The organism is Caldibacillus thermoamylovorans (assembly GCF_000751775.1).
Lineage (GTDB): Bacteria > Bacillota > Bacilli > Bacillales > Caldibacillaceae > Caldifermentibacillus > Caldifermentibacillus hisashii.
Genome location: NZ_CCRF01000035.1, coordinates 66,472 through 81,933, shown reverse-complemented (window position 1 = coordinate 81,933; position 15,462 = coordinate 66,472). Strand labels below are relative to the sequence as shown.

Below are 15,462 nucleotides of genomic sequence, written 5' to 3'. Positions count from 1 at the left end.
GGAGAAAAACAATGAATCATCAAGAAGCACTAACCGAATATTTAGCCGCATTCGTTTCCGGTCTTGTTCAAGCAGGAGTAAAAGATGTTGTGATTAGTCCCGGGTCTCGCTCAACCCCTCTTGCTTTACTAATTGCAGAAAATCGCGATTTAAATGTGTATATGAATATCGATGAACGATCTGCCGGATTTTTTGCACTCGGTATGGCAAAAGCTTCCCAAAGACCGGTTGCTTTATTATGTACATCCGGAACTGCAGCAGCCAATTATTTTCCTGCTGTTGTCGAAGCAAATCTATCAAGAGTTCCGCTAATCATTTTAACGGCAGACCGGCCTCATGAACTAAGGGATGTCGGTGCCCCGCAAGCCATTGACCAAATCCATCTATACGGAAATCATGTTCGTTGGTTTACTGACTTGGCCTTACCTGAATTTGGACAAGAACAGTACGCATTTAATACCGCTGTACGGGCGATAAAAGAAGCAACAGGCCATTTACAAGGACCGGTTCACCTTAATTTTCCATTGCGTGAACCGCTCCTACCAATACTAGAACCATATCCTTTCACTGAAAAAATAAAAGAATTGAAGATTAGTCAAGGAAATCTTACTATATCCAATGAAACAGCACGTGAAATAGCCGAGCAAATCCAACAAATTGAAAACGGTCTGATCATTGTTGGTGATATCGATAAACCTGAATTGGCCGAGGCGATCCATCAATTCGCCCAATTAACCGGTTACCCAATTGTTGCAGATCCGTTGTCCCAATTGCGTGGAAGCACAACTGCCGATTCTCAAGTCATTGATAGTTACGATGCGATTTTGAAAAATGAACAAGCTGTAAACTTGCTGAGACCGGACCTTATTATTCGCTTTGGGAGTATGCCTGTATCGAAACCGCTCACTCTATTCCTAAAAAAATGGCGGCAGTCACCGCATATTATTGTCGATGGCGGTTCCGGTTGGCGTGACCCGCAAAACTTGGGAACAATGATGGTTCAATGTGATGAAGCAATATTCTGTCACACAATCAAGGCGTTTTTTACAGAAGCACGGCAGACACAATATTTTTCAATTTGGAAAGACTTAAATCATATCGCGAAGGAAACTATCGCTTCTTACTTAAAATCAATGAATGATCTTGACGAAGGAAAAGTTATTTATGAACTAGCAAAAGTGATCCCGGAAAACAGTACCATTTTTGCCGGAAACAGTATGCCGATTCGTGACGTGGATACTTTTTTCCATCAAACGAGGAAAAATATACATCTAATGGCAAATCGCGGAGCAAACGGAATTGACGGTGTCGTCTCCACGGCAATCGGAGCCGCTGTATACAGAAACCCGCTTTATCTTGTGATTGGGGATTTATCGTTTTTCCATGATTTAAACGGGCTGCTTGCCGCAAAATTGAATGATATTTCCATCAATATTATTTTAATTAACAATGACGGTGGAGGTATATTCTCATTTCTCCCGCAATCCAAGCTTGATAGACATTATGAACTGTTATTTGGGACACCAATCGGCATTGATTTTTCCTATGCGATGAAAATGTATGGCGGAGAATATTGTAAAATAACCAATTGGGGAGAATTTGACCAAGCAATTGAAGCAACGGCCGAAAAAAGCGGGATTCATGTTATTGAAGTTCAAACCAATCGGCAAGCGAATCTTGAATCCCATCGCAATATGTGGCGACTTATCGGGGAAGAAATAGACCGGTATTTTGAGGCGATGAAAAATGGTCATTAATCTAAACGGTGTCAACTATTATTACGAAATAGCCGGTAAAGGGGAACCTCTAATGCTATTGCATGGATTTACCGGAGATGTTTCAACCTGGAAGCTGTCCCGGTTATCGGATTCCTTTAAAGTTATTACAATTGATATTATTGGTCATGGTAAATCGGACGCACCGGCCGATCCGAATAGATACACAATGGAAGCTGTGGCAAAAGATTTATGCGACATGTTAAATATTCTGGGCATCAACCGAATTCATTTGCTGGGTTATTCAATGGGCGGCCGGCTTGCTCTAAGTTTTACCATGTTCTATCCGGAACGTGTAAAAACATTAATTCTTGAAAGTAGCTCCCCTGGTTTAAAAACCGAGGAAGAAAGAAAAAACCGCATCCGGCAAGATGAGCATTTGGCAAATACTATTTTAGAGGACGGAATCGAGCATTTTGTCAATTATTGGGAAAACATACCGCTATTTAAAAGTCAAACCCAGTTGCCGGAACAAGTGCAAAAATCGATCCGCAAACAACGCTTAAAGAACTCCCCGCTTGGATTGGCAAACAGTTTACGGGGAATGGGTACAGGGAGACAACCTTCTTGGTGGGATCGTCTCCAGAAATGCGAAATCCCTGTACTTTTGTTAACCGGTGAAATTGATCAAAAGTTTTGCCAAATTGCCAAAGAAATGGAAGCTGACTTACCTAATTGTCAGCGCATTGTCTTCCCGAATGTCGGACATGCAGTGCACTTGGAAGACCCAGTATCATTCGAGCAATCAATTTTACGCTTTTTAAGTAAATAGAGTGCCTAATACTCATTTCATATAGTATTCGATCAAAACAGTTTTCACTTTTTAAATAAATAGAAGTGCCTAAAATGTTTTTTGCTTGTTTCAGCTATCATTTGACCAATCGGTTTTACGTTTTTTATGCATTTAGAGTACCAAAAATTGGTTATTACTCGTTTCAACTATCATTCGTTCAAACGATTTTTTCAGCTAATTTAATTTGGTTTTTTATAAAATAAATTTCATAAGAAGGTAAATTACATGGAGATTGAAAAAGTAATATTAAGGGTTATTGAGATGCCGTTAAAAAAGCCTTTTACAACTCATCTTACAACAGTCACAACAAGGGAGTCGATTATTGTTGAAGTAGTTGATAAAGACGGGTTATCAGGATTTGGCGAAGTGGTGGCTTTTTCTTCCCCATGGTATACAGAAGAAACGGTACAAACCACCTATCATATATTGCAAGATTTCTTGATTCCAATCCTATTTCGCACAAAAATTGAACAGCCGCAAAACGTATCTCAATTATTTGCCAAGATTAAAGGAAATCATATGGCAAAAGCGGGACTGGAAACAGCGATATGGGATTTATATGGAAAAAGAAACAACCGATCCATTGCAGAAATGATCGGGGGAGAACGAAAGCAAGTTGCCGCCGGAGCAGTCGTTGCCGCTAAAAACAAGATAGAAGCGATTGAACAAATAGGAAAATTCCATGTCCTTGGATATCAGCGAATAAAGATTAAAATTCAGCCGGGGCTTGATTATTCCTATATAAAGGAGATTCGCCATCAGTTTCCCGATCTTCCGTTAATGGTCGATGCTAATTCTGCTTATTCATTGGATGATGTAAAAAAATTGCAGGCTCTTGATGAATTTCAGTTGATGATGATTGAGCAACCATTGGGGGACGATGATCTAGTCGAACATGCGATTTTACAAAAACAAATCCAAACACCGATTTGTTTAGATGAAAGTATTGTCAGTTTCCATGATGCAAAAAGTGCGATTCAATTAGGCAGCTGCCAAGTGATGAATGTGAAAATTGGACGTGTCGGCGGATTGCAAAATGCACTGGACATCCATCATTTATGTAGAAAAAATCAAATTCAATTATGGTGCGGCGGCATGATTGAGTTTGGGATTTCAAAAGCGTTTAACCTTGCACTCGCCTCATTACCCGGCTTTACCCTTCCCGGCGATATACCGGCTTCGACAAACTATTGGGAGGAAGATATTACCGAACCGGAAATTGAAGTAAAAAACGGGTGGATTTCTGTACCCGACAAAGCGGGAATCGGCTTTTCCATAAATCAAAAACGATTGCATGCAGTGACAGTACATAGGGAAATTTATCAAAAACGTGCTGTTTAGGAAACAGGGCCGCTTTGTGCGCGACGTACAAACTGGTTGGCAAAGGCTGTTCATCATTATTTTCATTCTTATTTGAGATTCGCATATTTTAAAGACGGCTGGGATGTTTCATCGATATAAAAGAGGATTTTTTGCCCAAAATAGTGATGAGAACAGGGCTCGTCGCCAAAATTGAGCATTTCTCACCTCAAAACGACGACGAGAATGGGTCTCGTCGCCAAAAAATGATATTTTTCACCCAAAATTGGCGACGAGAACGGGTTTCGTCGCCAAAATTGAGTCTCTTTCGACGTAAAATAGTGACGAGAATGAGGCTCGTCGCCAAAAAATAGAGTTTCCTGCCTCAAAACCACGACGAGAACGGGGCTCGTCGCCAAAATTGAGCATTTTTCACCTCAAAATGACGACGAGAATGGGTCTCGTCGCCAAAATTGAGCATTTCTCACCTCAAAATGACGACGAGAATGGGTCTCGTCGCCAAAAATGAGGATTTCTCATCGCAAAATGGTGACGAGAACGGAGCTCGTCGCCAAAATTGAGCATTTCTCATCGCAAAATGGTGACGAGAACGGAGCTCGTCGCCAAAATTGAGCATTTCTCACCTCAAAACGACGGCGAGAATTAGGCTCGTCGTCAAAAAATAGAGTTTCTCACCTCAAAACGACGACGAGAACAGGGCTCGTCGCCAAAAAATGATGTTTTCCACCCAAAAATGGTGACGAGAACGAGGCTCGTCGCCAAAATTGAGCATTTCTCACCTCAAAACGACGGAGAGAATGGGTTTCGTCGCCAAAAAATAGAGTTCTCCGGCTTAAAACGACGACGAGAATGGGGCTCGTCGCAAAAAAGTCGAGTGTCCCGCCTCAAAACGACGACGAGAACGGGGCTCGTCGCCAAAAAATGATGTTTTCCACCCAAAAATGGTGACGAGAACAGGGCTCGTCGCCAAAAATAAGCATTTCTCACCGAAAAACGACGACGAGAACGGGGCTCGTCGCCAAAAATGAGCATTTTTCACTCAAAATTGGCGACGAGAATAAGTTTCATCTATTTATATGCTCTTCTAAGGTGCGAAACCAAGATTCTTATTATAATAGAACAAAACAAACAGGCTGTTCAAAAGAAGAATCCACTTTTGAACAGCCTTTCTTTTTAGTCAAATTTACTTTGTAAGTCTTCCGCTAATTTAAAAACCATGATTCGTTCGCCGGTGTTTGTACTGATATCTGTGTAAAAACTTGTAACTTCATGACCGGTAATTTCAAAAATGATTTTTTTTAACTCATCTGCACCCGATTCTACCAAACTATTGCGATTCTCTTTGACAGACAGCAATCCTTCCTTATCTTTACAAAGTGAATATTCGGCAGGGGTTAAAATACCACGCAACGAAACAATAATCATATCACGTAAAATATCTGATTTTACAGAAATGGACCCGCGTCCTAGATATGTTTTTTCCCAATGTGTTAAAGCTTTGCTGATCTCTGCCTCAAGCGCTCCTTTTGTTTTCTCCATCATCTTTTCCCTTTCTTTATCTATATCTCTAAACCATCATGATAAAATTATATCAAATAACGAAATGTATCCATAATTTTTTTCAAACTTCCTTTTTACTACATTTTTGCAAAAGGAGCAATGCTCAAATTTCAATCATCACGTCCAGCTTATCCATTGGCCGTCCGAATCGATAGAAGCAAGTCGAATCCAACCGTTAGTCAGTTTTTGTTTCAATAAAGAATTTCCTTCAAGTAAACGCTCGATGTATTTTCTTGGAGCTTGAATAACAACAAGCAATCGTAATGGTTCATGAAAATATTCACGATCTGACTGCATAACCGATTGCCATGGCAGACCTGTCAGTAAGTCACTGGCATTCCCCTGCATGATACCAATACCGGCAGTTACAGTCTGGGTTGTTTTATTTCCGCTTCCATAATAATGGGGTGCAACGGTTGAAGCATAGTATTGCAAATTTATCCACTGGGCAACCGTTACCGGACCGGATATAATGTTATTAAGGATGGTGCCGTCCTGGTCCTTCCGCCAATCATAATTGTGTAAGAACGAGCGCCCCTCCAGGTTACAAGCTTCAGTTAATTTCCGTTCACCGATAATAAAACTGGCATTTTTGGCTAACCCCCACTCCGGACGAACTTCACTCCAATCTTCCGCCAAACGTCTTGCTTCCTTACTTGGGTCTCTATCATTGCGTTTATAAGACGGTATTTGAATTATTCGCTCTGCATTTGCTTCTTCATGAACTTGAGGAAGTGCAGCTTGAACTTGTTCAAAAGCCTCCTTTGCTCTCTCTGAAAGATTGGGTACATCCAACCAGCGTAGTTCATCAAGTGATGTAATATGCTCGGCAGCCACAAACACCGTGTCATGTGGAATGACAATTCCTTCTTCAGCTAATGCTTTTCTAACTTCCTGATCGTTACACACTGAAGTTAATACTCTTGCATTAAACCCGCTCGACGCTCCCCCGCAAGCACCACAATCGAGACTTGCCGCATAAGGATTATTCGTACTAATACTTCCATGGCCGCAAATAACGATAAGCGGCGCAAACTGGTCCGTGAGTCCCATCGTCACTAATGCTTGCCGGGCAAAATGAATTTTTTCCTCCTTAGAAAATCCTGTTGGTATAGACTGTGTAGCTCTTTCCTTCCGATCCAAAGTAAGTTGGGTGGCAGGTTTCTTTGCCCATGATTTTCGCATTTTTCGTAAACTATTTCCGGCTCGTCGTGGCATAAAACTTCTCGCCAACGTTTGTAAACTTAACCAAGGACCGCTAATTTCCGGAAGTAACATACTTGACATTAATTGCTGTTTTAAGTTTTTAAAGGTATGTGAAAAGGAACCGGCTACCTGTTGTCTTTCTAAATAATTTTTTAACTCGGGAACAGCTGACGTTTCCCGAATTTTATATTGTGGCTTAAACATGACCGGCAAAGATGGATGAACATGGTCACTCCCAAGTTCACATGTTTCGATCGGTAGGCCAAAAAACCCGGCAGTTCCAATTGTTTCAAACGGACCGGCTTTTTCCAATTTGCGTCGGAACGGTTCCGAGCGAACATCGATACAAAAGACAAACTGCGCATTCGGTTTCGTTACATGATTGAAAGAAGGATTTTTTTCAGTAATGATTCTCCGCAACTCATCTTCATACGTTTCCTCCCATGCTTGTAACCATAATTGATTACGGACAATTTCATCAAAATGAAGTGCTAACGAGAGCCTCGATTTTATTTCGGAAAAAGACAAATGAAACCAACTATCGGCAGGTAATTTTCCCCAATTCGCCCATGATTGTAATAGTTCTTCCATCCTCCCTGTTTGGTTTTGTTTTTGCTCTGGTAAAGGGAGGTATTTTTTGATTAATAGCCATTCGGTCGTAAGTCGAGCAGCCAAGTATTCGGTAAGCAAATTTTCCTCACCTTGAACATTTTCTGCTCGCCAAAGCATCATCCCCGCCCACCCCGGTAAACAAAGCAAATGAGCTTCCAAATAAGATTGAATTTCAGAATAAGGAATGCCAAGTTTTAACAAGGCTTCCTCAAGTGCAGTCGTTGCAGCTTCAGGGGTTTGTAATAATTCATCACGATATTGTTTAAAATTTGGATCTAATTGCGCAGAACTTCTCCATGCAAAATAAAATCCATTTTCCCGGTAAGGCATTGACAAAACTGCTTGAGAGCGATCCAAATACAATTTACACCACTTTATCATATATTGATTTAATAGATTCGCGGCTTTGAGGGTGCCAATTTGTTCCAGTTGCTGACTCAAAGTTTTAATAAATAGTTTTTCTTCTATATCATGACCGAGCCGTACTAATTTCTTTGCCACTGATTTTATTTCCGGGCTCATATTCTTTTTCTTGCCATCACTGAAATCCATTAATGCTGGCAAACAAAATTTCTTTGCTAGATTATCGGGTAATTCTGTGACATTCCTCTCAAGCCATTGATCAAGCTTTGCAATTAAATGACCTTTATTAATTTTCCCGGATTCCCAAGCAGATTTAATCATTTGTTTATCGGGGAAAATATCTACATCGACAATCCCCTTTAATTTCCTTGCCACTTGTTCAAAAGGAAGAGATTCCATACCGTCCCAAGGATTCCGTGCCGCGAATTTATCAATCGGGCCGTAGGGGGAAATTACTTTTGCAGCAGAACTTACCAATTCAACAAGATTCAGACTTAGTAAATCCGCTTCTTTTTCAACTGTCATTCGTTTAGCTAATGTTGTACTCAACGGAAGCTCCCTCCTTGCAAAGGTATTTGTGCTAAATATTTTGGATGGCTTTCAATTAATTCTTGATCCGGTTCCCCTAATCGAAGCAACCAAAAATAAACTTTTGCATAAAGCGGTGAAGAACGGTGGCTCATTAACCAAGCACTAAATAAACTTCCAAGTGTTAAAATGAGTAAAACGAAAACACCGGCAATAAATGAGGATGTCCCGGCAACCGATTCATGAACTTCATGCAAAATTTCATGAAATCCCCCTTGTACAATCAAGTATACCGCTCCCGCACCGATAAACAGCATCCCGCCTACAAAACGACCCATTTGTTCGTTGCTCCTTGCAACAAGCTGAACCCATGAAAATGAAACCGACCAACCTAAAATAATGGCACTAACCAATTGATAGGAATGATTAGGAGAAGAGAACCAAATGGCAATTCCTGAACCTAAACCAAGTATAATTCCGATAAAAATCAAAACCGGTGAATGATGTCCGGTTGCCAGCTTTATCTTATCTTTATTTTGATCAAAAACAGAACCCGATTGCAGGAATAAGGTAGCTTTAAATAATCCGTGAAGCACCGCGTGGGTAATGGCTGCCACATATGCCCCTAAGCCGCACTGAATAAGCATAAATCCCATTTGGGCAACCGTAGAACCGACAAGTTGCCGCTTGTAATCGACTTGGACAAGCATGATACCCGTTCCAATTAATACTGAAAAACTGGAAATAACAATTAGAACGGTTTGGGAAAGATTCGCTTGAACAAGGGGGGCAAACCGGGTTAACAACATTCCCCCTGAATTGACAATCCCCGCATGCATGATTGCCGAAACCGGTGTCGGTGCAACAACGGAATTTAGTAGCCATTTCCCAAAAGGCCATTGGGCTGCCGGTATAAGAACCGCTGTAACCAATAACAGGTTCAACCCGGTTTTTTCCCAAGAATGTAAAATTTCTGTCTCACTAAGAGCCATTGATAAATGCCATTCACCGGTTTTTTCGCTTAGCCAAATGACCGCTGCCAATAGGAAAAGCCAACTAATCAAAAACATTCGACCGGAACTCAGTGCTGCTTTTTTCGCTACTTGCCATTCCCGCTTCAAACCAATTAGTAAAAATAACCCGAATAAAGTGGCGCCAAAAAAGAACAACAAAAGACGGAGATCATCACTAAACCAAGCAAGTGCATTGGAAACAGTCGTCAGTGTAAAAAGAATGAAGTATTTTCGATAAGACCGGTCTCCAAATAAATAACGGACAGAGAACTTTTGTAAAATAAGGCTAATTGTTAGAACAAATGAGGCTAAAACCCACGATAAAGAGTCTAGTCGCCACGGTCCTATGACAATACTTTCATGTAGATAAAATATTGCCAAGAGAGCAATGATCGGCCCCGGTACAAGTAAACACAGGTGGATTTGTAAAAACGATAATGGTATTTTTGGATGCAACAGGATCATTCCGCTTATAATTGGGAATGCAATCATGATAAAAAAGACGTTCATGATGAAATTCGGTTCAATTTGTGCATGCATGGAAATCCCCCCTGTTGCGATATAATTTTTTTCGAAGCTGTCTATCTTTACAGTTCATCCTCATTTATTTCTTTCCTTTCCAACACAACTTTGACAAATAAAAAACCGACAATTTCATCCGTTGTATGGCATTCAATTACCATAAAACGTGGAAATTGTCGGTTTACGATTAACGAACCGGTCCTCGGTTTTTAATCCGTCTACCTATTATTCAATTAATCTGGGCAATAAAAATGACCCGATCTATAATATTATTTCAAATAAAGTACACCGTTCAAAAATGTAATTACCGTTACATCCTTTTTCATACCGCCAATTCATCATTAACGATATGCTAAAGGTTCATTACATTCAAAACATAATTTTATAAGTTATAATACTAATTCGAAAATCATCTGTCAAGTAATTTATTACATTCATTTTTTGTAGGTTCCTTTGCAGCTACTCTATTTCATTAACATGTTCCATACCGGATTAGATTTTTACTTGAGTTTCGCGCCCCAAAGACAGGTTGGGATTTCGTCGTCAAAAATGAGAGTTTCTCACCCAAAATGTCGACGAGATGAGGTTTCGCTGATTTATTTGTTTGACAAGGTGCGAAACTTAAGTTTTATATTATCTTTATCAGAATACCAAAATATAACGAATATTGTTTATATTTTAGATAAAATCTGTTAAAATTCCGTAAATAGCCGATTGCCGGGCGAAAACTTCTCACCCGCTAACCGGAACATAAATAAAATTAGGATTACAAGTCGATTTTCTTTTCAATTAAGTAAGCTGTTCCTAAATAGAGTACAATCAATTCAATAATATTATATATACTTGATGCAATATTAAGCTTGAATATGCCTGTTTCTGAACTAATGCTCACCTCGTTACCTATACTTATTTCAAAATTATATAACTCTTCCATCGTTCCCATTTTAAATGTGTTAATATCAAAATAATAAGGAAACAGCTCAATAATTTGGACTTGGATAAATGCTAGAAGTCCGCTTAAAACTAAAAAGATAACAAACCATAAGCCGCCAATTTTTTTATTTCTAAACGTTACTCGGCCAAGTGCCATTGAAAAATAAATTAGAATAAAGAAATTAGCTAAATTGAAGATTCCACCAATAACACCGATAATTATTTCCTTCACTGAAACGACTTGACCTACAGCTTTGAACAGTTCGGAAAAATCAAACTCAGAAGTGCTAAAAATAGAAATCATCATTAAATTATATAAAAAGATGGCCAGCCCTAAAATAAAAAACCAAAACATTGCAACAAGTAACTTCGCCCCAACGATTTGATTTCCCGTTAAAGGAAGCGTAAAGGTTAAGTAACCACGATCTTCATATAATTCATTTTTGAAAGAGCTGACTATATATAAAAAGGTTGCCAAGCTCGTACCAAACAGGACGAGTACAGAAAGTGTCATGAAAATCGCTCCGAAATTCAAGAAATTTGAACTATCTCTTGAATACATATAAATTCCGGTAATTAATATCAAAACCAATGCTAAAATCCCTAATAAAATTTTGTACGTGCCTTTAATTTCATATTTCATTAATTTAACCACGTATAACTCACCCCTCACCAAATATTTCTTTATAAATTTCTTCTATTTGTTTAGCTTTTTCTTCCCTAAGTGCTTCTGCATTTCCAGTTAAAACGATCTGTCCATCTTTTAAGAAAACAACTTCATCAAACATGCTCTCCATATCTCTGACCAAATGTGTCGTAATAATCATTGAGCTATCTTCATTATAATTATTAATAATCGCATCTAAAATCTGGTCTCTAGCTACCGGATCAACACCGGCAATCGGTTCATCCAAAATATACAACTTTGCATTTCTCGACAAGACAAGAGCAAGATTTAATTTTTCATGCATCCCTTTTGATAAACTGTCAATTTTCATACTTCTGTTCAAATTCATAAAAGCCAGCAATTCATTAAACTTTGCTTCATCAAAATCTGTGTAAAAATCTTTGTACATATGGCAGGCATCTTCAATTCGCATCCATTTATACAGAAAATTTCGATCAGGTAAATAGGAAACAGCAGATTTCGTTTTCACCCCGACTTTATTTCCGTCAATCAAAACTTCTCCACTCGTTTGCCTTAACAGTCCTGTTAAAATTTTTATCAGCGTCGTTTTTCCGCTGCCGTTCGGTCCTAGGATACCGACCACTTTTCCTCGTTCAATATTCAAGTTAACGTTGTCCAATGCTGTTTTGTTTGCATATTTTTTTGTCAGATTGTTTATTTCCACGATATTGCTCATATGCTCTCCTCCTTATTGGTCCATTCTGAAACCATTTTTTTTATAGCATCTATTCTAAAACCAAGACTTCCCATATCGAGGAAAAACTGATTTATCAGTTCGGCTGCTCGATCCTTTTTCAAGTTTTTTATTATATCTGTATCCTCAGTTACAAACGTCCCCATGCCTCTTTGTGTAAAAACCAGTTTTTCCCGCTCCAGTTCCTGGTAAACCCTTTGAATCGTATTCGGATTTACTTTCATCTCTTTTGAAAATTCTCGTACAGATGGCAATTTATCACCCCCATTTAGTTCGCCCGATGCAATTTTTGTTTTTATTAGGTTCATAATTTGAATATAGATTGGTAAATTACTATTGAATTCCATTTTTTCACCCCCAATACCTCCGTGTCTTAGTGTCCTAATCAAATGGTACACTAAGACAATTTCCATGTCAAGAAAATCGAGTCATTTTTTCCCAAAGTCCACTTTTTATTTATTCCTTGACCTTATTGTTTGCCAAACTATAAAGAAAACTCGGCGATTGCCGAGCCTTTAGGCGAAAGCAAAGCCGTAGTTGCACTTATACTTAATTCTTAAAATTTCCAACTACGTCGAATTCGCTTCTTTGCTGGTAATTTATACTTTCTTAACGTATTAAAAAAGAGCCGACCATTTCCGATCGACACCTTTTGTATAGTTCATTTATTTGCGCTGTACTCCCAATATAATAAGTAGAATGACAAAAAATTTCATTAAATCACTTTACTTTTCCTTAAGAGTCGAATATTATTAAAATACGAATTACCAGAAAGCGAGGGATGTTTTATGAAAAAGCAAGTTATGAAGGATAACAAGCAACTGAACATATTTGCACAGCCCTCGTATCTATGTTTGTAATTCTCCTTTTTGGGAATGGTAGATATCTTATGGGCAGTGCCGGCTCATAGGGTTTTATTTTTCAAGGACCGTATGTGCGGTCTTTTTATTTTGCCAAAATTTACCTTTCCTAGGAGAAATCGAAATTGAACTTACAAGATTTAGGTTGGAATGAAACACTACAAAAGGTTTTTACGAAATATCAGCAAGATGGATTTACTGTAGGGAGAATTACCCTTGAACATAAGAATATGTATCGAGTTATGACTGACAATGGCGAATATTTTGCCGAAGTATCCGGAAAATATCGTTTCGAAGCAATTTCTCGAGAGAATTTTCCTGCAGTTGGGGATTGGGTTATTCTTACTGAGCGAATAAATGAAGGGAAAGCCACGATTCACCACTTATTGCCAAGATTTAGTAAGTTTTCGCGAAAAGTAGCCGGAAATACAACAGAAGAGCAAATTATTGCAACTAATATAAATACAGTCTTCATTGTTCAATCTTTAAACCAAGATTTTAATCCAAGGAGACTTGAACGCTATCTATTAATGGCTTGGGAAAGCGGCGCAAATCCCGTTGTCGTGCTGACAAAAGCTGATTTATGTGATGGTATTGAAAAATATAAAAGTAGTGTAGAAACTGTAGCTTTTGGAGTGCCTGTCCATGTAGTTAGTGTGGTCAATCAAACCGGTTTAGAGGAGATTATGGAATACTTTGAAACTGGAAAAACGGTTGCTTTACTCGGTTCTTCAGGTGCCGGAAAATCAACTTTGACAAATTATCTTTTAGGTGAAGAAAAACAACTTACACAAGAAATTCATGAAGGAGACGGACGTGGAAAACATACTACCACTTACCGCGAGCTAATCTCGTTACCTAATGGCGGATTAATTATTGATACACCCGGAATGCGGGAACTCCAGTTATGGGAAGCAGATTCCGGTCTTTCCGAAAGTTTTAAAGATATTGAGGAACTTGCGAAACAATGCCAATTCCGAAATTGTTCACATCATAATGAACCAAATTGTGCTGTGAAAGCTGCTGTTCAAAGTGGTGATTTAGATGAAAAAAGATTGCAAAGCTACTTTAAATTACAGAGGGAACTCGCTTATTTGGAACGAAAAAATGATAAGCTTGCCCAAGTGGAAGAAAAATATAAGTGAAAAAAATAAATAATCAGAATAAGCATAGAAAAAAGCCAATATAATTAAGTTATTTTCATAATTTTGCTCTAAAAAGTACATGGATTGGATGGCCAAACTTGTGAACATTTTGGTCTGGATAGCAGTAAGGTTGGATACAATTGGCAAGCCCCCAATTGCTTTACCTAACAGAATTGGTAAATTGGAAAATGCGAGTGACCCAAAGAAAATTTGAAGAAGCTTTCAGTCAAGTTTTTCAACTGAATAAAAATGGAATTGGTGCTATTACAAACTAAAAGTATTTTGGTTTTAGCGCTAATTTCCATTTTCCTTGATTTGGAGCACCTTTGATATATCAATCGCCCTTTGTTAGAGAGATCTAGTTCCAATAAAACAAATTTTTTTGGAGAAACTTCAAAACCTGAAATAATGAAGTGAACAACCGTTCATTCTTTCGCATAACTGTGTTATAATAAGGGTAAACTAGACATAATCTCCTATTAATGGAGGTGTCTTTATGAAAAATTTGTTTAATCAATCCACTGAATTTGAGAAAACAATTAAGGATGCGAGAAGTATGAATACAGTAAAATTAAGGGATATTGAATTGAGAGTAGAAAAGAACTCCAGAACCTATCTTGAAACATCCAACAGAGTTCTTTCAGAGATTCAGAAAAAGAACCTAAGAAGAGGTAGAGTTCGTCCTAAAGATCCTACTGAATCAAAAATTTTAGCCCGTTTCAGTAAAAGGTAGGAGTGAACAAAGTAATGGACATCATTCAAGCTAAAGAAATTTTAGCTCAATTAATCTACAAGCCAAAATATGAAGCAATGATTTATACAGCCTCTGTTGTCACACAATTATTAGCTCCCTTTGGTATAAAACCAATTATTGTAGGGGGGCTGTCTGTTGAAATTTATACACAGCAAGAATATGCAACTAGGGATATAGACTTTGTTTCCGACGGGTATCAGAAAATAACGGATATCCTTTTTTCTTTGGACTTTAAAAAAGAAGGTCGACATTTTTATCGGGATGATATTGAAATTGCCATTGAGATTCCAGATAACTATTTAGCCGGGGATTATTCCAAGGTTAACAAAGTCCAAATTGATGATGATGGGCATTATGTTTACCTAATTTCAGCGGAAGATATTATCTTAGACAGATTACGTGCGGCGGTTCATTGGCATTCGGAAGAGGATTCCATATGGGCATTTCGTTTGTTATCCCGAAATTTCACGCATGTGGACTTAGATTATTTGCGGAATCGTACAGAAACAAAGTCAGAACGAGAAGTATTAGAAGAATGGATTGAACAATTAGAACGAGATTTTCCTTCAACATCCGAATGAACTTCGGTTTTTTTTATAGAAAAAACGTGCCATTTTATGACGAAAAAAAGGAAAACATTTATTTTTCCTCTGATTTGTGAAAAAGAGATCCCGTTTAAGTTGGGATCTCTTTTCG

15 protein-coding genes are annotated in these 15,462 nt (G+C 38.4%); 6 read left to right on the top strand and 9 right to left on the bottom strand.

The features are described from left to right. The first annotated feature begins 11 nt into the window (after positions 1-11). The 3 genes from menD (at position 12) to menC (ending at position 3,909) form a co-directional block, all read left to right on the top strand. On the top strand, positions 12-1,757 hold the full coding sequence (gene menD, locus BT1A1_RS04525; RefSeq protein ID WP_034768561.1) for a 2-succinyl-5-enolpyruvyl-6-hydroxy-3-cyclohexene-1-carboxylic-acid synthase: 1,746 nt from the start codon (positions 12-14) through the stop codon (positions 1,755-1,757). Further along, complete coding sequence (gene menH / locus BT1A1_RS04520) at positions 1,747-2,547, top strand: 2-succinyl-6-hydroxy-2,4-cyclohexadiene-1-carboxylate synthase (RefSeq protein ID WP_034768559.1); 801 nt, start codon at positions 1,747-1,749, stop codon at positions 2,545-2,547. Before menD ends, menH begins: the two co-directional genes overlap by 11 nt. Before the next feature lie 246 nt (positions 2,548-2,793). Continuing rightward, positions 2,794-3,909: an o-succinylbenzoate synthase gene (menC, locus tag BT1A1_RS04515; RefSeq protein ID WP_034768557.1), complete on the top strand. Its 1,116-nt coding sequence runs from the start codon at positions 2,794-2,796 to the stop codon at positions 3,907-3,909. Positions 3,910-4,091: 182 nt separating this feature from the next. Here the strand turns inward: menC and BT1A1_RS18550 are convergent, their stop codons facing one another. From BT1A1_RS18550 to BT1A1_RS04485, 9 genes are all read right to left on the bottom strand, one after another. Next, positions 4,092-4,286, bottom strand: a complete 195-nt coding sequence (locus BT1A1_RS18550) for a hypothetical protein (RefSeq protein ID WP_197057075.1) — start codon at positions 4,284-4,286, stop codon at positions 4,092-4,094. Positions 4,287-4,351: 65 nt separating this feature from the next. Next, a complete protein-coding gene (locus BT1A1_RS18545; protein ID WP_156103181.1) occupies positions 4,352-4,504 on the bottom strand; it encodes a hypothetical protein in 153 nt (50 codons plus the stop codon). 164 nt (positions 4,505-4,668) lie between these two features. Continuing rightward, entirely contained in the window at positions 4,669-4,920 is a 252-nt protein-coding gene (locus BT1A1_RS18540) for a hypothetical protein (RefSeq protein ID WP_156103180.1), read from the bottom strand. Between the two features lie 141 nt (positions 4,921-5,061). After that, positions 5,062-5,427: a Na-translocating system protein MpsC family protein gene (locus BT1A1_RS04510; protein ID WP_034768556.1), complete on the bottom strand. Its 366-nt coding sequence runs from the start codon at positions 5,425-5,427 to the stop codon at positions 5,062-5,064. Positions 5,428-5,565: 138 nt separating this feature from the next. Then, positions 5,566-8,154, bottom strand: coding sequence for a DUF2309 domain-containing protein (locus BT1A1_RS04505; protein WP_034768708.1), 2,589 nt, complete (start codon positions 8,152-8,154; stop codon positions 5,566-5,568). A 20-nt stretch (positions 8,155-8,174) separates the two neighbouring features. Continuing rightward, the gene (locus BT1A1_RS04500; RefSeq protein WP_034768553.1) at positions 8,175-9,710 is read right to left on the bottom strand and encodes an NADH dehydrogenase subunit 5; all 1,536 of its coding nucleotides are present in this window, start codon (positions 9,708-9,710) and stop codon (positions 8,175-8,177) included. Positions 9,711-10,458: 748 nt separating this feature from the next. Further along, positions 10,459-11,280 (bottom strand): ABC transporter permease, encoded by an 822-nt coding sequence (locus BT1A1_RS04495; protein ID WP_034768551.1) that lies wholly within the window; start codon positions 11,278-11,280, stop codon positions 10,459-10,461. A gap of 7 nt (positions 11,281-11,287) precedes the next feature. Beyond that, positions 11,288-11,989: an ABC transporter ATP-binding protein gene (locus BT1A1_RS04490; RefSeq protein ID WP_034768549.1), complete on the bottom strand. Its 702-nt coding sequence runs from the start codon at positions 11,987-11,989 to the stop codon at positions 11,288-11,290. After that, a complete protein-coding gene (locus BT1A1_RS04485; RefSeq protein ID WP_034768547.1) occupies positions 11,986-12,354 on the bottom strand; it encodes a GntR family transcriptional regulator in 369 nt (122 codons plus the stop codon). The genes BT1A1_RS04490 and BT1A1_RS04485 overlap by 4 nt, the downstream gene beginning before the upstream one ends. A 638-nt stretch (positions 12,355-12,992) precedes the next feature. On the opposite strand from BT1A1_RS04485, the gene rsgA reads away from it, so the two are divergent. The 3 genes from rsgA to BT1A1_RS04470 all read left to right on the top strand — a co-directional run bounded on the left by rsgA (position 12,993) and on the right by BT1A1_RS04470 (position 15,347). After that, a complete protein-coding gene (rsgA, locus tag BT1A1_RS04480) occupies positions 12,993-14,012 on the top strand; it encodes a ribosome small subunit-dependent GTPase A (protein ID WP_051989002.1) in 1,020 nt (339 codons plus the stop codon). A 496-nt stretch (positions 14,013-14,508) separates the two neighbouring features. Then, positions 14,509-14,745, top strand: coding sequence for a hypothetical protein (locus tag BT1A1_RS04475; RefSeq protein ID WP_034768545.1), 237 nt, complete (start codon positions 14,509-14,511; stop codon positions 14,743-14,745). Between the two features lie 14 nt (positions 14,746-14,759). After that, positions 14,760-15,347: a DUF6036 family nucleotidyltransferase gene (locus tag BT1A1_RS04470; protein WP_034768543.1), complete on the top strand. Its 588-nt coding sequence runs from the start codon at positions 14,760-14,762 to the stop codon at positions 15,345-15,347. The last annotated feature ends 115 nt before the right edge of the window (positions 15,348-15,462 follow it).